This window comes from Streptomyces mesophilus (genome assembly GCF_011044995.1).
Lineage (GTDB): Bacteria > Actinomycetota > Actinomycetes > Streptomycetales > Streptomycetaceae > Streptomyces > Streptomyces mesophilus.
On the sequence record NZ_JAAKZW010000001.1, the window covers coordinates 175404 to 193422 of the forward strand.

Consider the following 18019-nt stretch of genomic DNA (forward strand, 5'->3'; position numbering starts at 1 on the left):
GTCCGCCAGCGGTGGGAGCCCCGCAACTCGGCTGCAGTCAACCGGGCGTGAACGGTACGTAGAAGGGGCTGGTCCACGCGAGGTTGTCGGCGGAGGCGAACTCATTGCCCCAGAAGCCGTTCTGGTACTTCATGGGCTTGGTTCCGGTGGTGGTCATGCCCCGGTCCTGCGGTGTGCGCTGCATGGTGGCCGCGAGCAGTGCCGGGTCGAGTATCCGCGTGCCGTCGACGGCGCCGTGGTCGTTGTTGAGGAATTTCGCGAACCGGGCGACGGAGTCCTGCGTCCAGAAACTGCCGTAGCCGCCGAAGGGGGCTCCGCCGGGGCTGTTGTCGGTGCGGGAGGATTCATCCCGATGGTCGGCTGGCTGATCACGGCGGTCTGCTTCAACGCCCAGTTCCCCGACATATCCAAGTGGTTCTGGCTGATGGTCTCGGTGGGCATCACCACCGCCATCAACGTCTTCGGCATGAAGCTCGCGGACCGCGTCAACAAGGTCGTCGATCGGCGCGGTCACGGCGGCCGCCGTCATCGCCGCGTACGCCTTCCTCGGCTTCGACGCCGTCTCCACTCTCGGCGAGGAGGCCAGGGGTGGGGCGAAGACGATCGGCCGAGGCATCATCGGCTGTGTCGTCGCCGCCGGAGCAATCTTCATCGTGCTGTCCTTCGTCATGCAACTGGCCCACCCCGGCGTGAAGTTCGCCGATGTCGACGCGGCCGCCTACCACCTGAAGGTCCAGGTCGGCGGCGAGACGTACGCAGAGATCATCAACTTCGTCACCATCGCCGGATCCATCGCCTCCTGTATCGCCCTGCAAGCCTCCGCCGCCCGCCTCATGTACGTCATGGGACGCGACGGCACACTGCCCAAGGCCGTCTTCGGCAACCTGTCGAAGAAGACCGGCACGCCCGTCCTGAACCTGCTGCTGACCGCGGCCGCCGGTGTCATCGCCATGAAACTCGACCTGACCACAGCCACGTCGTTCATCAACTTCGGCGCCTTCGTCGGCTTCACGTTGGTGAATGTCTGCGTGATCGCCCATCTGGTCCGCGAGCGCCGGCGGGGGGCGCTCCCAGCCTGTTCGCGTACTTGGTGATGCCGCTCATCGGCGGCGCCGTCTCGGTCTACCTCCTGACGAAGCTCGGTGACGTCGCACTGCAGATCGGCGGCGTGTGGCTGGCGGCCGGCGTCGTCTACCTGGCGGTTCTGACCAAGGGCTTCCGCCGGCCCGCACCGGAGATGACCTTCGAGGACGACACCGCGGCCACGGACAAGGTCACCGCGTAGTTCCCCTCCCGCGCCCGGGCCCGATCAGAGCGTCCGCGGCCGCATGTCCCCGCCGAACGTCGTGCGGTAGTCGGGGATGACGATCCGGGTCGTCGGGGTCTCCTGGTGGACCTGGGTGGCGAAGCCGTCCAGGTCCATCGCCGGGTCGTGGCGCGGGAGCTTGCTGAGCGGCTCCTCGAAGTTGTCCCAGTGCACGGGGACGACGACGCCGGGCCGGCCCAGAGCTCGCAGCAGGCGGGGCACATAGCGGGAGGTGGCGGTGCTGGACGGCACCGCGATCATCGCGAGATCGGGGGTGAGTCCCTGCACGGCTCGCTCGGCGAAGTCGCTGGCGCCCATGAGGAACGCGGAAGGTCCTGCGCTTCCCGCGGTTACCTGGAAGGCGAGCGTGTCGCCCTCCGGCAGGTCGCCGATGCTCCTCGGGGCCGCGGCGGGTGGGGCGTTGAGCGTGCCCGGGGCGAAGTAGGAGTGCCGTTTGTTGCGGCTGTGCAGGCTCGATACGACCTCGACGGTGATCCCGCCGAAGTCCAGTACCTCACCGCCCTTGACCACCGAGATCTGCTCCGGATCGACGCCGAACGCGACGAGGAGATGGAACGTGGTCTCGGTGCCGACGATCCGCGCACCCGTGGTCTTCGCGATGTACGGCACATCCGCGATGTGGTCCCAGTGGGAGTGGCTGACCAGCACGATCTCGGGGCGGCCGATGTGCTCCCGTACGAGATCGGGGTCAAACTCGAGCTTGGTGCCCGGGTTGAAGGCCCCGTCGAACAGGCCGGTCTTGAAGCGGGTGATGTAGGGATCGAAGAGCACTGTCCGGTCGTCGACGTCGATGCGCCAGCCGGAGGTGCCCAGCCAGCGGAACGAGGCCGAACCGGCCGCAGGGGCCGCGCGCCCGGCTTCATCGGAGGCGGTCGTCGGGGAGCTGGTGAGCGCGGAGCTCGTGGGCGCTGAGGCGGTGGTTGCGGAGGCCGCGGCGGGAATCAGTGGAGCGGCCGCTCCGAGTGCGGCGCCGCGCAGCATCGTGCGTCGGCCGAACCTCTGGATGTTCCGCTGCGGGCGCTGGGCGCCTGTGTCGTCGTTCATGGCCTCAGGAGATCAGGGGACAGCCCCCACCGTCCAAGATCAAAATCTTGGAGTCGTCATATGCATCCGCATATGAGTGCACGTCAGAGGCCTTGGCTGCGAAGGAAATCGACGGCAATTCTGGCCGTGGCGCCGATCGCGGAGTCCACCGCCGTCCGTGAGGCGGTCAGCTCCCGCGTACGGGCGAAGACGGAGACCGCATAGCGGCCCCCATCCGGATACCGGACGACCCCCGCCTCCATGTGCAGCCCGGGCAGGGTCCCCGTCTTCGCCGCGACCGTCACTTCATCGGGGAACCCGGAGACCAGGCGGTGTCGGAACACCTGGCGGGCCATCAACTCCCGTACCTGCGCACAGGCTTGTGGTGGGCCTGCCTCGTCACGCCAGACGAGACGCAGAAGCCAGGTGATCTCACGAGGCGTGGCGGAGTTGGTCCGCTGCGGATCGAGCACGCCCATCCGTCTCTTGCGCTCGTCCGGCAAGGACGGGTAGCGCTGGGCGAACTCCGCTTCGTTCCGTGCGCCCACCTCGGCGAGCATCAACTCCAGTACCTCGCGGGGGCCGCCCACGATCCGGGTCCTGGTGAGCCCGAGTTCTTTGGCGAGGAGCTGGACCGTGTCCAGGCCGACCCGGTCGAGGAGCAGATCCGCTGCCGAGTTGTCGCTCACCGAGAGGGCGAAATACGCGAGATCGCGCAGCGACAACTCGATGTCGTCCACACAGCCGGCAGTCCCCCAGCCGCCGAGCCGGTCGGCGGCTGTGACCCGTACGCGCTCACGCGGATCGAGTTGGCCGGCGGCGACCTGCCGGGCGAACTCCAGGACCAGCAGCACCTTGAAGATCGAGGCGATCACGACGGGCTCGTCCGCGCCGACGGCCACCTCCGCGGTGTCCGGCGCGCCACCGACCGGCACCGCATGCAGCACGCCCTCGGCGCCCGCCTCGGCGAAGACCTCGCGGATCCGTTGCTCGACCATCGGTTCGCTCCTCCCGTAAGGTGCCTGGCTGTGGATCTCCTGCGCCACCTGCGCATATTCGTCGTCGTCGCCGACGAGCTGCACTTCAGCCGGGCCGCCGACCAGCTTGGCATGGCCCAACCACCGCTCAGTCAGGCGGTACGCAGGCTGGAGAAGGACCTCGGCGCGGACCTGTTCGACCGCACGCACCGCCAGGTCCGACTGACCGCTGCCGGCATGGTGTTGCTGGACGAGGCGCGTGAACTCCTCGCCCGTGAAGCGCGGTTGCGGACGCTGGCCCGCCGCGCCGGGGACGGCGGCCTGGGCGCACTGCGCGCGGGAGTTCCGCCCGACACCACGGTCGCGACCCTCTCCTCGCTGCTCTCGGCCTGCGCGGAGCAATCCCCGGGCCTGACCGTCGACCTCCAGGAGATCACGACCGAGGAGCAGCTGCGGCTACTTGCCTCGGGTGGACTCGACGTCGGCCTGGTGCACCAGCCCGTGGACACCACGGAACTCCGCCTCGGCCCGGTGGTGTGCGCGGAGCTCGGTGTCGTCCTGCCCCGGACGTCTCCGCTGGCCCGGCTCCCCGAGATCGCCCTCGGTGACCTCTCCGGCCACGATCTGGTGCTCTTTCCCCGCGCCCAGGCCTCCGGCTGGTACGACCGGATTCTCGACACGTGCCGCGTGGAGGGCTTCGTGCCCGGTCGTCTCCGGCACGCTTCCAACCCCGAGTTCCTGCTGGCCCTCGTGCACGCCGGCCACGGCGTCGCCTTCGACCAGGGGCCGGTGGCGCGCAAGGAACCACACGTCGTCTGGCGGCCGTTGGCGGGCCGCCCCTTGGTCCGGCGGACGACCGGGGCCTGGCCTGCCGGCCGGTCCGCGCACCCGGCGGCGCCGCACTTCGCCGAACTCGCGGCCGGTGTACTCGCCCGTGACCGCACGGCTGCCCTGCACCGCGAGGAGCGCCCCGGCCCACCGGACGGGCCGCCCCGCCCGTGGTCGGTGGTTTACGAAGAGTCCAGCTGATGCAGAGACATCCGGCCGGTCAAAAGGCCACCGCGCGTTGGGCAGCCAGGCGTACCGGTGCGTTCGGTGCTCCGTAGCCGCGGTATCCCCCGTCGCGCTGGACGAGTTCGAAGAAGACGCGGCCGACGGTGCGCGTGTAGCAGTGGCGCAGGGTGCCGTACGCGTCGCGATCGTAGAGGATGCCCAGCTTCTGGTAGACCGACCACTCCTCCTCGGACAGTCCGTAGCGGGCGGCCAGGTCGTCGTAGTAGTTGGCGGGGATCGGCAGCAGATGTCCGCCGGCCTCGCAGAAGCGGCGGGCGGTGGTGACCAGGTCGTCGCAGGCGAGGGCGATGTGCTGGGGGCGGCCGAGGTCGTCGCCGGGCCCGGGGCCGACACCGAGGGCGATGCGGACGCTGCCGTCGGCCGTACTGACGGCGCGGCTGCGGAGCAGCCCGTAGGGGTCGGCGACGTCGACGCTGTCCTGGGCGTCGAGCCCGAGCACACCGCGGTGGAAGAGGGTGGCCTCGTCGAACTGGTGCCAGGGCTGGGTGAGGGCCAGATGGTCGATGTGGTGGATGCCGTGTCCGTCGGCTTCCTGGGCGGAGGAATCGAATTCCTGGCCGGTGGGCTCGAAGTCCTCGGTCCAGCTGGGGAGTTCGGGGCGGCGGGTGGCGCAGAAGAAGAGTGCCGTGCCGTCGGGCGCCGCGACCGAGGACAGCGGGACATCACCGGGCGCGCGTCGGCGCGGCAGCACGGGGGCGAGCAGCGCCTCGGCGCGCTGTGCGGCGGCGGCCGGGTCGGGGGATTCCAGGCCGAGCGCGGCGAGTACGGTCCCGTCGCGGCGGGCTGCGGGCCCAGAGGGCCCGGTGTTGACGAGGATGCGGGCCTCGCCCTGCTCCCACAGGTCCACGGGTTTGCCGTGGTGGCGGCCGGTGCGGGTGAAGCCGAGGGCGGTGAGGAGTTCGGCGGTCGGTTCGACGTCGGTGGTGACGAGTTCGGCGAAGGCGACGCCGGTGGGCACGACGGGGGCCGGTGAGGCGTGCACGCCGGTGGATTCCTGCAGTACGAGCAGGGAGCGCAGCGCGTCCACGGCGGTGGTCGCGGCATCCGCCTGCCGGAAGACGTCGTTGAAGATCTCGAGGGAGAGCGGTCCGTCGTAGCCGGCGCGGATGACATGGCCGAGGAAGCCGGCGACGTCGAGGCCGCCTTGGCCGGGGAAGCAGCGGTAGTGGCGGCTCCACTGCAGTACGTCCATGGCGAGTTGGGGAGCGTCGGCCAGCTGCAGGAAGTAGATCTTCTCGCCGGGGATGTCCTCGATGGCCTTGGGGTCGCTGCCGCGGGCGAGGATGTGGAAGCTGTCCAGGCAGAGCCCGAGTGCCGGGTGGTCCGCGGCTTCGACGATCCGCCAGGCGTGGTCGTAGGTGTTCACGTGGCGTCCCCAGGCGAGTGCCTCGTATGCCACGCGGATGTCGTACTCCGCAGCGAGATCGGCCAGTTGACGCAGCTGGGCGGCGGCGAGGGCGTCGTCGTCGACGGCGTTCGGCGAGACGCTGGAGCAGACCAGGACGGTGTCCGTGCCGAGCCTGCGCATGAGCCGGAACTTGTGCTCGGCGCGGCGCAGGTTGCGGGCGAACTCCTCGTCGGGCACGGCCTCGATGTCGCGCATCGGCTGGTAGAGGTCGATGGTCAGGCCCAGGTCCGCGCAGCGGGTGCGGATCTCCTCCGGGGTGAGCGGGCTGGTGAGCAGGTCGTTCTCGAAGATCTCCACGCCGTCGAATCCGGCGCGGGCCGCGGCGGTGAGCTTCTCGGTGAGCGGGCCGCTCAGCGAAACAGTGGCGATGGATGTGCGCACGGCAGGCTCCTTCGGGGGTGTACGAGGCGGTAGTGGCAGCCGTTCCGCTCGCCGGCTATGCGCCGTACGCGGTGCGCAGGGCCGTCTCCTGGTCGGTGATCTCGGTGAAGTGCGCGAGCATCCGGTCGGCGTCGGGCTCGCGCCCGGTGAAGATGCGGAACGCGTCTACGGCCTGGAAGACGACCATGCCGCCGCCGTGCAGGACGGCACAGCCGCGCGCCCGCGCGGCGCGGATCAGCGCGGTCTCCAGCGGTCGGTAGACGATGTCCGCAACCCACAGTCCGGGGTGCAACAGCTCTTCGGGCAGCGGCAGTCCGGGGTGTGCGGCCATTCCGGTCGGCGTGGCGTGCACGATTCCGTCGGCCTCGGCGACGTGGGCGGCGAGTGTGTCCGCCGGCTCGAAATGCGCACGTTTCTCGCCGAAGTGCAGGTTGAGGGAGTCCGCGAGCGCGGCGGCCCGTTCCGGTACGGCGTCCACGACGGTGAGCCGGCCGGTGCCGAGGGTGAGCAGAGCGTGCGCGACCGCGGCCCCCGCTCCCCCGGCTCCGAGCAGCACCACCTGTTCCTTGGCCGCATCGGGCAGGCCGCGCGTGAAAGCGGCGGCGAACCCGGTGACATCCGTGTTGTGGCCGATCGCGCGCCCGTCTTCAAAGACGACCGTGTTCACCGCGCCGAGTTCGGCTGCCTGCGGGGACAGGGCGTCGAGGTGCGCGATGACGTGCTGCTTGCACGGGTGCGTGATGTTCAGCCCGTCGAAGCCGAGGTCGCGCGCGGCGCGCACGAGGTCCCCCACGGCGGTGGCCGGCCGCTCGAGTACGTCGATGTCGATCAGCCGGTAGAGGTAGCGCAGGCCGAGATGGTCGGCTTCCCTCTCATGCAGGGCAGGGCTGAGCGACGGGCCGACTCCGGCGCCTATCAGGCCGATCAGATACGTCTGCCGGGGCACGGGCGCCCTCCACGACTAGCTAATGTACGAAACGGTTCGTTAGTAATAGCAAGGACGGACCGCTCAGGGAAGAGGCCTGACGGATCCGGCCGCCCGATGCCTGACTCCTACAATCACCGGATGCCAAGCACGTCCCAGCCGCATGGAGGATTGCGTTGACGACCACCGAGGAGCCTTCGGCCCGGCGCGGGACCCGCATCCGCGACGCGGCCCGCACGAAGGCCGAGATCCTCGCGGTCGCCACCGAGGAGTTCGCCCGAGCCGGCTACACCGGAGCGCGGGTGGACGAGATAGCCGCCCGCATGCGCACCACGAAGCGGATGATCTATTACTACTTCGGCGGCAAGGAACAGCTGTTCACCGCCGTACTTGAGCACTCGTACGCGGAGATCCGGAGCAAGGAACAGGATCTCGACGTCGAGCACCTCGACCCCGTCGCGGCGATCCGCCGCCTCGCCGAGCTGACCTTCGATCACCACGAGGCACACCCGGACTTCATCCGCCTCGTCAGCATCGAGAACATCCACGAAGCCGAGCACATCGCCGCCTCACAGACCCTGGGCTCCCTCAACTCCCCGGCCATCGACGTGCTCCGGCGGATTCTGGACGCGGGCCGCGCACAGGGCGCGTTCTCGGCGGACGTGGACGCGGTGGACCTGCACGCGATGATCAGCTCGTTCTGCTTCTTCCGTGTGTCCAACCGCCACACCTTCGGCGCGCTGTTCGGCCGCGACCTGACCGCAGCCTCGGAGCGCGAGCGCTACCGCAGGATGCTCGGCGACATGGTGATCGCCTACCTGACGGCCCCGCGTCACGCCGACCAGGGACCGTTGACCCCCGATCACTGACCACCGCAGCGAACAACCCGCGCACACCCCTTGACACCCGCAAGCCACGGACCCCAACATCCGTAACCACTCACTATTAACCATCTGGTGAGTTAATTCGCCAGGTCCGGTGCCGCGCTTCCCGCGAGCCCGGCTCCCGGCGCCTCCTCCCCGCCACTCCGCCCGCCCGGAGTTCTCCAAGGAGTCCGCGTTGACCGACGTCGTCCCCGCTCCGTCCTCCGACGCCCCGCCGCCGCAGGGCCAGCCGCGCAAGGCCGCACTCGCCGCCTGGATCGGCAGCGCCCTCGAGTACTACGACTTCTTCATCTACGGCAGCGCCGCCGCCCTGGTCTTCCCGCACGTGTTCTTCGACGAATCGGACCCGGCCACCGCCACGCTGCTGTCCCTGGCGACCTTCGGCGTCGCCTACGCGGCCCGCCCGATAGGCGCCCTCTTCCTCGGCCACTTCGGCGACCGCCTCGGCCGCCGCAAGATCATGGTCTTCACCCTGGTCCTGATGGGACTCGCGACCTTCGCCATCGGCTGTCTGCCCACCCGTGACCAGGTCGGCACCCTCGCCCCCGTCCTCCTTGTGCTCTGCCGGGTACTCCAGGGCATCTCGGCCGCCGGCGAGCAGGCGAGCGCGGGCTCCATGACCCTCGAACACGCACCCGCCGATCGCCGCGCCTACTTCACGAGCTTCACCCTCAGCGGCACCCAGGCCGGCCAACTCCTCGCCACCCTCGCCTTCCTGGCAGTCGCCACACTCCCCGAGGACCAACTGCTGTCCTGGGGCTGGCGCATCCCCTTCTGGCTGAGCGCAGTGGTCGCCATCGTCGGCTACATCATCCGCCGCACCCTGCACGAGACCCCGGAGTTCTCACGCCAGGCCGCCACCTCCGAAGGCCCCGCCAAGCTCCCGCTCGCGGTCCTGCTGCGCGAGCACTGGGCCGACGTCCTGCGCGTGATCGCCTGTGCCCTTGTCGCCTCGGTCAGCACGATCTTCACCGTCTGGGCCCTGTCCTACGCGACGAGCGACGCGGTCGGCATGAACCGCTCGGCCATGCTCTGGGTGAGCGCGCTCGCCAACGTCGTCGCCCTCGCCGCGATCCCGCTGTGGGCCCGTCTCGCCGACCGGATCGGGCGCAGGCCCGTCTTCCTGGTGGGCGCGATCGGCAGCCCGCTGCTGATGTTCGGTTACCTGTGGGCGATCTCGACGGGCTCGTACCCGCTCTCGTTCCTCCTCGGGATCCTCGCCTTCGGCGTCGTCTACAGCGCGGCCAACGGGGTGTGGCCCTCCTTCTACGGGGAGATGTTCCCCACCCGCGTACGCCTGTCGGGGATGGCCATCGGTACGCAGATCGGCTTCGCGGTGGCCGGGTTCGCGGTGACGTTCGCGGCGCAGATCGCGGGTCCGGACGGCGACAACTGGTTCGCGGTGGCCTTGTTCACCGCGGCCCTGTGCCTGCCACCGGCCATCGGCGCGCTCACCGCCCGCGAGACCCGCACGGTCCCCACCGAACTGCTCGGCGAGCCGGCCCCCGCCGCCTCGGCCAAGGATCGAGTGACCGTCGCCTGAGCCGCGTATGTCATACGGGGATGTGCTCGGCCATCGAGGGTCGGGCACATCCCTGCATTCAAGCCACCGGGCACGACCGGATGAGGTCAGGACCTGAGCCGGATCTCGTCGCCCCTCCGGCGGAAGCCCGACGCGCTGTAGTAGCGCGCGACCGTGCCGTCGGAGCGGGCCTCATGGCGGTAGTGCCGGAGGAATCCCCACAGCAGAGGTGTCTCCTCCGGCATCGTGTTGTGCGAGCGGTAGTTGTTCTTCGTGAGCCTGAGGAGAGGCGTCTGCGTGCCAGGGGCGTGCCAGGTCCAGGTCTGGTAGCGGTCCTGCCAGCCGCTGAGCGCACCGTCGACGGTGTCGACGACGGCCAGGGTCAGGCCGCCCGCGTCGAGGTGGTAACGCGCCCACGTATCGAGCCGGTTGTCGGTGCCGTCCCACAGACCGCCCTCCAGGAATGCGAGGTCGCCAAAACCGTAGATCTGGTAGGTGGGAATGGGCCGGTGACGGGCGGGGTGGGCGACCCCGTCGAGGCTCACCGTGCCGGTGGCGTCGGGTGCCACGGTGAACGACGTGGAGGCGACCGCGGCGAAGTGCTCAGGGAAGGCGATGGCGAAGGTCTGGGTCACGCCGCTGCCGGCCGACTGGCCGGTGGAGTAGAGCCGGCCGGGATCGACGGGGTACTCGCGCAGCATCACCTCGCGCAACTGCCGGAAGAAGACGAGGGAGTCCCGGTGGCTCACCGACACCGAGGTGGCGCTGTACTGCTCGCACACGGTGACGACGACGCAGCCTTCGCGCTCGGCGACCTCCCACCACCCGGCCGCGTCCATGAAGACCTTGTCGGTCTGGCTGTTGCCGGGCCAGACGAAGACCACGGGCGCCTTTCCGCGCCAGATCCTGTGAGCGGTGCGGGGCACATGGACGAGGTACTCCCTCACCTGGCCCTCGACCGTCATCGTGCGCACCTCGACTCCGAGCCGCCGGTAGTCGGCGCGCTCGTTGAGCTGATTGCCGTACGCGAAGAAGTTCTCGTAGCGGGTGTAGCGGGTGAGGAAGGCGACGATCCGGTCGGTCGTACGGGGTGCGAAGGGGTCGGTCGGCCGCTGCTCGACCGCGACCTGGGAGATCGGTCCCGCGTGCGAGGTCATCCATCGGCCGGAGCCGTGCCGCTGCCGGTACACCGTGCCGAACGCCCCGTCCCGCTCGCCGCGTTGGAGGGTGTCGTTCGCACGCTTCCAGTAGGACAGGCTCGCCCCGGCGGTGTTCGCGTCGGGGCCGATGTACCAGGTCGGCAGGACGGTCTCGTCGTGGCGGATGAGCCGGAACCCGTCGGGGAAGACCACCGGCGTGTAGGAGGGAGCGGTCCGGCCGTCGAACTCGACGCCGGCGTACGCGTTCAGGTAGGTCTCGCGCAGCCCGCGGGAGTTCAGGTGGACCTGGGCGATGACCCGGAGCGGGTGGGCGACCGCCCAGGCTTCGAGAGGGGGTGCGCCAAAGCCGTAGCCCACGAGGTAGTGCTCACCGAAGACGGAGAAGTACCGGTTGGACTCGAAGAAGCCCATCGCCGCTTCCACATAGGCGAGTTCGGACTCTGCGTCCGTCCAGCCGCCCTCGCCCGGTTCGAGGACGAACAGGCCCTCCTCGCGCTCGTCGGCGGTGTCGCGCCAGCCGGACCGCCGCAGGAACTCGGCGGTGTCGACGCCGTCGGGCACGGCGAGCACCGTGAAGTAGGAGCGGATCGGCGTCTCGGGCGAGAGGTAGACCTTGGCGGTCCGTCTCGTGCCGCCGATGGCGAAGGACTTCTCCCAGTACCCGGTCATCTCCCGCGGCAGCTTGTTGGCACGGGTGTAGTCGTACGAGGGGAAGGGCCGGTCGTCGAGCGGCTGTGCCGTCCCCAGGGGCGGGGCCGGTCGCGCGGCGGTGCGGTCGGCTGCGGTGGCCGTGGCGGCGGGCGCTCCCGTCGCCACGGCAGCGGTGACGGCGGACGCTGCGGCCCCGCGCAGGAGCCGGCGCCGGTCGATGCTGGTCATGGAAGTGGCCTCCTTGCTCGGTCGTTCCGGGCATGCGGCGGGGGCCGGGCGGCGGTTCAGGCGGCCCGGCAGAACGGCTTCTTGCCCATGGCGCTCTCGATCCCGCCGAGGATGAGCTTCTGGAACTCCTTCGCGCCGGCGAAACTTCCGTCGGTGGAGAAGGACTTGGCGTCATGGCCGAGTGTCGTCAGCCAGGCGCGTCCTCCGTCGTAGTACTGGCACCAGGCCACCGGGTGGGACCTGCCGTGACCGGGGTGGCCCTGGCTGCCGGTGACGCCCCTGGGCAGGGTGGACTCGTCGACGGTGGCCAGGATGCGGACCTTCGAGGGGGCGGGCACGAGGTTGTACCACTCGTCGGTGAACTCCCAGCGGGCCGGAAGGTCCTCGGTGGAGGTGTCATGGCGGTCTTCGGTGACCACGGTGCCGGGCTGGTTGGCGCTGTGGTCGTAGAAGTTGGCGCCGCCGAGCAGGCCTTCGTACCAGGGCCAGTTGTACTCGGTGCCGAACGCGTTGTGGACGCCGACGAACCCGCCGCCACCACGGACGTACTGCCGCAGCGCGGTCTGTGCGGCGTCGTCGAGGGTGTCGCGGCTGGTGGAGAAGAAGATCACCGCGTTGTAGCGGAACAGGCGTGAGGGGGTGGCGAGTTGGGTGACGTCCTCGGTCCAGTCGACGGCGAACCCGTTGGCCCTGCCCATTTCCACGAGGGACTTCTGTACGACGTTGGTGTCGGCGAGTGCGGGGTTGAGGCCGCTGCCGAGTGCCGGTCCGAGGTTGGCGTGGCGGGGTCCTGCGGTACGGGTGTAGAGCAGGACGCGGTAGCCGTCGGTGGCCGGGTCGAAGTTGTCCCAGGCGTGGTAGCAGCGCGGGTTGGTGCCGCGGCAGACGCCGTAGTCGGGGTCGCCCAGTTCCTGGGCGCCGCTCTGCCGGTCCTCGCGCTGGGCCGTGGCCGGGTGGCTTCCGGTGAGCAGTGCGGCCAGGACCGTCAGGACGACGGCGACGGCCGCCGCGACGGCGGTGAGGGTGGTGCGGGGTCTGCTGATGACCACGGTCTTTCCTCTCACTTGGCTCTCATCGGCTCTCACTTGACGACGATCTTTCCGGTGGACTGGGGGAAGGCCGGGTCGTTGTAGAAGTACTCGCCGGGAGTCGTGAAGGTGTACGTGGCGGACTGGCCCGGCATCAGCAGGCCGGTGTCGAACTCGGCGTCGAAGAACGCCACGGCGCCATGGGCCAGTTGATTTCCGGCGGGGTTGGTGAAGGTGACCGTGGTGCCGACGGGGATGCTCAGGTGCTGGGGTGCCATGGCGTTCTGGGCGACGGTGTTCTCGGTCGTGCCCGGCGCTCCGGTCTGGGTGCTCCAGACCCGGCCGAGGGTGACGGTGTTCTTCGCGGTCTCGCCGGTGACGGCGGCCGCGCGGATCTGGTTGCGGCGCGAGGGCGGTGTCGGGGCCGGGGCCTGCTCGACCTTGCCGCCGAGCTTGAACGCCCACAGGTGGTCGCCGCGCGGGATGTCGGGGAACGGCAGCCCGTTGCCGCCGGCCAGGACCGCGATGTACTGCTCGCCGTCGATTTCGTAACTGACCGGGATGGTGTTGACGCCGGCGCCGCACTGCCAGGACCACAGCGTCCGTCCGCTCGCGTCGTCCATCGCCTCGAGGACGCCGTCGGGGCGGCCCTGCAGGATCAGACGGCCGGCGGTGGAGAGGATGCCGTTGCCGTGGGCGAGGGACCAGTCGCCCTCCTTGCGCCAGGCGACGTTGTTGGTGCGCGGGTCCACGGCGACCAGGCCGCCGCCGAACAACTCCCCCAGCGGGCGGGCGGTGTTGACGCGGCCGCCGCGGGTGTTGGAGTACGAGGAGTTGACCAGGCCGTAGCCGACATAGACGTAGCCGGTCTTGTGGCTGAAGGTGGGAAAGCCCCAGTCCGCGCCGCCGCCGGCGCCCGGGAAGAGAATCGTGGCCCGGTCCCAGAAGACGTCGTACAGGCCGCCGGCCGGGTAGAACGGCACCGGCTTCGTCGTCTTGTCGAACCGCGGGTACGGCTCGACGAAGGGTTCGCCGCCGGGGAACGGCTGGGTGGGTGAGGTCTTCTGCAGGGCGTGCTGGGGGACCTTGCGTTCCTCCATGCCGTGGACCGGTTCTCCGGTACGGCGGTCGAGGATGTAGAAGTAGCAGGTCTTGGAGCCGTAGACGACGACCTTGCGCTTCCTGCCGTCGATGAGGAGGTCGGCGAGCACCGGGGCCATGACGTTGTCGGCGTCCCAGATGTCGTGATGCACGGACTGGAAGTGCCAGCGCCGTTTGCCGGTCTTGGCGTCGATGGCGACGATCGAGTTGGCGAAGAGGTTGTCGCCGCCGCGGCTCGACCCGTCGGTGCGGGGATACGGGTTGCCGAACGTCCAGTAGACCAGGCCGAGTTCGGGGTCGACCGCCGGATGGATCCAGGGGACGGCGCCGCCCGTCTTCCATGAGTCGCCCTCCCAGGTGTCGTGGCCGAACTCCCCCGGACCCGGCGGGCCCCAGAACGTCCACACCACGTCGCCGGTCTTCGCGTCGAGGGCGTAGCCGCGTCCGCGTGCGCCGGCCGTGGAGCCCTCGGTGCCGATGTAGACGAGGCCGTCGTAGTGGACGACCGCGCCGGCCAGGCCCCCGCTGTTGCCGCCGCACTGGCCGCTGTCGTTGTCGCAGCCGTCGTCGCCGCCGTTGTCGGGGATGATCAGCGGTTTCTGCCAGAGGACGGCTCCGGTCCGCTGGTCCAGGGCGAAGACGATGTTGGCGCCGGAGATCGTGAAGACCTTGCCCTCGGCGACGGCGACACCGCGCATGTTGGTGGTCTCGCTGCCCAGGCTGGTCTTCCACAGCACCTTGCCGGTGCGACCGTCGACGGCGAAGACGTTCTGCTGGGTGGTCTCCACGTACAGCACGCCGTCCTGCACGACGATCGTGCACTGCTGGTACGCGGAAGTGGAGCCGCCCTCCAGGTTGATGTGCCATGCGCCGCCGAGCCGGTCCACGTTCCGCTGGGTGATCCGGGCGAGCGGCGAGTAGTTCTGGTTGCCGTAATCCCCGCCCACCTTGGGCCAGTTGCGGCCTGCGGTGCCCAGGGCGGCGGACTGTCCGGGCACGGGAAGCGCCAGCTTGTCGCCGCCGGGGGCCGCGGCGGCCTGAGGTGCAGTGAGCGCGGGGAGGGCGGTGGCGCTGCCTGCCGCGGTGAAGAGGAAGGTGCGTCTTTCCATCGGTCATGTCCCTCGGGTCGATGACGAGGAGTGGTACGGGATCGCTCGCGAGGTGGCGGAGGTACGAAAGCGCGGGATGAAGAACACCGGCTTGGTCCGCTAGGTGGTTTGCGAGTTCCGTGCGATGGTTTCTCGTGACGAAGGGTCACGTTAGAGACGGGTCGGGCCGGGTGACAAGAGGTGTGGCCGTTGCATTTCGCCGGAGTTGCCGACCGGAGGGTCAGGAACCGTCGGTCTGGTCCGCCAGGTGGACCGGGATCATGGACGGTGGCATGGGGCTCTTGTTGCGGCGCCCCTGACCGGTCTCCTCCCAGGCGTGGGCGAGGATGCCGACGCTGCGGCTGAGCACGAACAGACCGCGGGCGAGGGGCGCGTCGAAGCCCAGTTCGGCGTAGATGACCGCGGTCGCACCGTCGATGTTCATGGGCACGGGCTTCTTTCCCGTACGTCCCTGGTTGAGGTACCTCTCCACGGAGCGGGCCGCCCGCAGATGGGCCCCGCGGACGAGGCCTTCGGACACGGCTCGGTCGACGAGCGCGAGCAGCGGGTCGCGCCGGGGGTCGTGCGGGTGGAAGCGATGGCCGAAGCCCGGGAGGTAGCGGGACCGGGCCCGCCAGGCGCGCACGGTGCGCTCGACCGCGTCCTCGAACTCCGCTTCCGTATCGCCTTGTTCGGCGATTTCGGTATCGCCCTGTTCGGCGATCTCACTGAGCAGCTCGACGCACTGCTGACCGGCTCCGCCATGTACGTCGCCGAGCATGTTCACACCGGTGGCCACGGCGCTGTTGAGGCCGATGCCGCAGGTCGCGGCCATCCGTGCGGCGGCGATGGAGGGGGCCTGCGGGCCGTGGTCGACGCCGGCCACGAGGGCTGCCTCTAGCAGTCGGGCCTGGGCCGGTTCGGGCAGTCGGCCGCGCAGGAGCAGCCAGATCACCTCGACGAACGACGTATGCCCGATGAGGTCCTGTACGGGGTGTCCGCGCAGTTCGATGATGCCTGGCTCGACGCGGCTGACGCCGGTGGCCCACCATTGGGCGACGAGACCGTCCTGCGGGCCCAGGCCGCTTGAGGATGGTGCGCCGGGTCCGATGGTCATGAGCCGAGCGCCGGGACGGCCCGCTGTGGACGCGCCCGCCAGCGGGAGATCAGGTCGGCGCGGTCCTCACCGTGCTGGTCGAGCAACGGGGGCGGGGCGTGGGGCCGCAGCGGCTCCCCGTCGACCAGGACGCCATTGCCGCTCGCCCGCAGTGAGCGGCCGGATCCGTCCGGGTAGGGCAGGTCGGTGAAGAAGCCGCGGTGCTCCAACTGCGGCAGCTCCACCGCCTCGGGAACGGTCAGGACGCGGGCCGCGGGAACACCGGCCACCGAGAGCATCTCCTCCCATTCGGAAGCGGTCTTCTGCCGCAGCGCCACCGAGAGTTCGGCGTTGAGGGCGGCCCGGTTGTTCTTGCGCGCCTCGCGTTCCGCGAACCTCGGGTCGTCCACCAGGCCGGGCAGCCCCAACAGGCGGCACAGGGTGTGGAATTGCTCCTGCCGGTTCGCCGCGATGTTCAGTCCGCCGTCGGCGGTCTCGAACGTGCCCGAGGGGGCCGCGGTCGCGTTCTGGTCACCCATCGGCTCCGGATCCACCCCGCTGACCAGGTAGTTCGACACGGCCCAACCCATCGCGGACAGCGAGACCTCCAGCATGGACACGTCCAGGCGCGCCCCGTGGCCGGTGCGTTCCCGACCGAGCAGGGCCGCGCTGACGGCGAGCGCAGCACCGAGCCCGCCGAGCGAGTCGCACACGGGAAATCCGACCCGCAGCGGCGCGGTGTCGGCGGTCCCGGTGATGCTCATCATCCCCGACAGGCCCTGGATGATCTGGTCGTAGGCAGGGGCCGTGCTCATCGGCCCGGTCTGCCCGAATCCGGTGACGGCACAGTTGACCAGGCGCGGGTTGAGCGTGCGCAGCCGGTCGGGACCGTATCCGAGGCGTTCCATGACGCCCGCGCGGAAGTTCTCCAGGAGGACGTCGGCGCCGCGCACGAGTTCCTCGAAGTCGGCGCGGTCGTCCGGGTCCTTGAGGTCGAGTACCAGGGACTTCTTCCCGGAGTTCTGGGCGAGGAAGGAGGCCCCGATGCCCTCCTTGTTCAGGTCGGGGTCGGGCCCGAGGGTGCGGGCGAGGTCGCCCTTGCCCGGCTGTTCGATCTTGAGGACCTCGGCGCCGAGCAGCATCAGGTGGTAGCTGCAGTAAGGGCCTGCGAGGACGTTGGTGAGGTCGAGTACGCGGATTCCTGAGAGCGGTCGTTCGGGCCGTTCGGGCATACGCCGGCTCCTTGGCGGGGGAAGGGAGGGAGACGATCACTTCATCGGGTCGAGGGGGTGGTCGAAGCCCTGCTCGGACATCCGCCGGGCGGCGACGGTGAGCGCCTCCGTGAACCGTTCGACGACCGCCTCCGGGAAGCGGTGGCTGGGCCCGCTGAGTGAGAGCGAGGCGACCACCGTGCCGCTGCGGCCGAGCACCGGCACGGCCACCGCGCTGAGGCCCTCGTCGCGTTCACCGCGGCTGACCGCGTGCCCGCGCTCGGCCGCCAGGTCCGCCCAGACGCGTAGCTGGCGGGCATGGCCCTCGCCGTGCGGCGATGCGACGGCGATCCGGTGGAGCAGGTCGTCGGCGGCATCCCTGAGCAGGATTTTCGCGGATGCCCCGGCCCACAGCGGGAGTTCGTCGCCGACCCGCACCACATGGCGCAGCGGCTGCGGGCTCTCCTGCTGGGCCACACAGACGCGGTGCAGCCCGCGCAGCATGAACAGGTTGACGGTCTCGCGCTGCTCCTCGGCCAGTTCGCGCAGCACCTTGCGCGCCTCGCCCGGGAGTTCCCAGCTGGTGTGGGCCAGATGCGCCCAGCGCCACAGGCCGGGGCCCGCCGTGTAACCGGCCGGAGTGATCCACAGCAGTCCGCACTGTTCCAACGTCTGCACGAGGCGGACCACCGTCGTCTTGGCCAGTCCGGTCGCCTCGACGATCTCGCGGAGCGACACCGTCGGCCGGTCCTCGGTCAGCAGCCCCAGGATGTCCAGCGCCCTGCGCACACTGCGTACCCCGGTCGCCTCGTCCGTCCGCTCGTTCCCGGTCTCGTCCACCTGGCTACTCCCTCGGCATCGGCGATGGTGCGGCAACTTCCCTGAACTTTCCTCTTGCCACAGGGAGTTGGCGCCCGTACGTTACCGGCCGAACC

General features: G+C 69.9%; 15 protein-coding genes. 5 read left to right on the top strand and 10 right to left on the bottom strand.

From position 1 onward, the window contains the following. The first annotated feature begins 527 nt into the window (after nt 1–527). Together G6045_RS41080 and G6045_RS41085 are read left to right on the top strand one after the other, a co-directional pair. Nucleotides 528–1094, top strand: coding sequence for an APC family permease (locus G6045_RS41080; protein WP_328707613.1), 567 nt, complete (start codon nt 528–530; stop codon nt 1092–1094). Then, the gene (locus G6045_RS41085) at nt 1088–1285 is read left to right on the top strand and encodes a hypothetical protein (protein ID WP_235967335.1); all 198 of its coding nucleotides are present in this window, start codon (nt 1088–1090) and stop codon (nt 1283–1285) included. The genes G6045_RS41080 and G6045_RS41085 overlap by 7 nt, the downstream gene beginning before the upstream one ends. A gap of 24 nt (nt 1286–1309) precedes the next feature. Here the strand turns inward: G6045_RS41085 and G6045_RS00690 are convergent, their stop codons facing one another. Then, a complete protein-coding gene (locus G6045_RS00690; RefSeq protein ID WP_165329724.1) occupies nt 1310–2371 on the bottom strand; it encodes an MBL fold metallo-hydrolase in 1062 nt (353 codons plus the stop codon). 83 nt (nt 2372–2454) lie between these two features. Next, nucleotides 2455–3348, bottom strand: coding sequence for a serine hydrolase (locus tag G6045_RS00695; protein ID WP_165329725.1), 894 nt, complete (start codon nt 3346–3348; stop codon nt 2455–2457). 39 nt (nt 3349–3387) lie between these two features. Here G6045_RS00695 and G6045_RS00700 point away from each other — a divergent pair, with 39 nt between their 5' ends. Continuing rightward, nucleotides 3388–4356: a LysR family transcriptional regulator gene (locus G6045_RS00700; RefSeq protein ID WP_165329754.1), complete on the top strand. Its 969-nt coding sequence runs from the start codon at nt 3388–3390 to the stop codon at nt 4354–4356. A gap of 19 nt (nt 4357–4375) precedes the next feature. On the opposite strand, the gene G6045_RS00705 is transcribed toward G6045_RS00700, so the two are convergent. Then, on the bottom strand, nt 4376–6190 hold the full coding sequence (locus G6045_RS00705) for a bifunctional sugar phosphate isomerase/epimerase/4-hydroxyphenylpyruvate dioxygenase family protein (protein WP_165329726.1): 1815 nt from the start codon (nt 6188–6190) through the stop codon (nt 4376–4378). Nucleotides 6191–6245: 55 nt separating this feature from the next. Further along, nucleotides 6246–7136 carry a shikimate dehydrogenase gene (locus G6045_RS00710; RefSeq protein WP_165329727.1) on the bottom strand — a complete coding sequence of 297 codons (891 nt, stop codon included), beginning with the start codon at nt 7134–7136 and terminating at the stop codon, nt 6246–6248. Nucleotides 7137–7291: 155 nt separating this feature from the next. On the opposite strand from G6045_RS00710, the gene G6045_RS00715 reads away from it, so the two are divergent. Continuing rightward, nucleotides 7292–7984, top strand: a complete 693-nt coding sequence (locus G6045_RS00715) for a TetR/AcrR family transcriptional regulator (protein WP_165329728.1) — start codon at nt 7292–7294, stop codon at nt 7982–7984. 190 nt (nt 7985–8174) lie between these two features. Then, nucleotides 8175–9542, top strand: a complete 1368-nt coding sequence (locus G6045_RS00720) for an MFS transporter (protein WP_165329729.1) — start codon at nt 8175–8177, stop codon at nt 9540–9542. Nucleotides 9543–9628: 86 nt separating this feature from the next. Here G6045_RS00720 and G6045_RS00725 read toward each other — a convergent pair whose 3' ends face one another. The 6 genes from G6045_RS00725 to G6045_RS00750 all read right to left on the bottom strand — a co-directional run bounded on the left by G6045_RS00725 (nt 9629) and on the right by G6045_RS00750 (nt 17924). Next, entirely contained in the window at nt 9629–11560 is a 1932-nt protein-coding gene (locus tag G6045_RS00725) for a hypothetical protein (protein WP_165329730.1), read from the bottom strand. 56 nt (nt 11561–11616) lie between these two features. Further along, nucleotides 11617–12609 (bottom strand): ThuA domain-containing protein, encoded by a 993-nt coding sequence (locus G6045_RS41090; RefSeq protein ID WP_206343113.1) that lies wholly within the window; start codon nt 12607–12609, stop codon nt 11617–11619. Between the two features lie 32 nt (nt 12610–12641). Beyond that, entirely contained in the window at nt 12642–14798 is a 2157-nt protein-coding gene (locus G6045_RS00735) for an outer membrane protein assembly factor BamB family protein (protein WP_165329731.1), read from the bottom strand. A 220-nt stretch (nt 14799–15018) separates the two neighbouring features. After that, on the bottom strand, nt 15019–15894 hold the full coding sequence (locus tag G6045_RS00740) for a citryl-CoA lyase (protein WP_165329732.1): 876 nt from the start codon (nt 15892–15894) through the stop codon (nt 15019–15021). Further along, complete coding sequence (locus tag G6045_RS00745; protein ID WP_165329733.1) at nt 15891–17105, bottom strand: CaiB/BaiF CoA transferase family protein; 1215 nt, start codon at nt 17103–17105, stop codon at nt 15891–15893. Before G6045_RS00745 ends, G6045_RS00740 begins: the two co-directional genes overlap by 4 nt. A 36-nt stretch (nt 17106–17141) precedes the next feature. Next, a complete protein-coding gene (locus G6045_RS00750; RefSeq protein WP_165329734.1) occupies nt 17142–17924 on the bottom strand; it encodes an IclR family transcriptional regulator in 783 nt (260 codons plus the stop codon). Nucleotides 17925–18019: the final 95 nt, after the last annotated feature.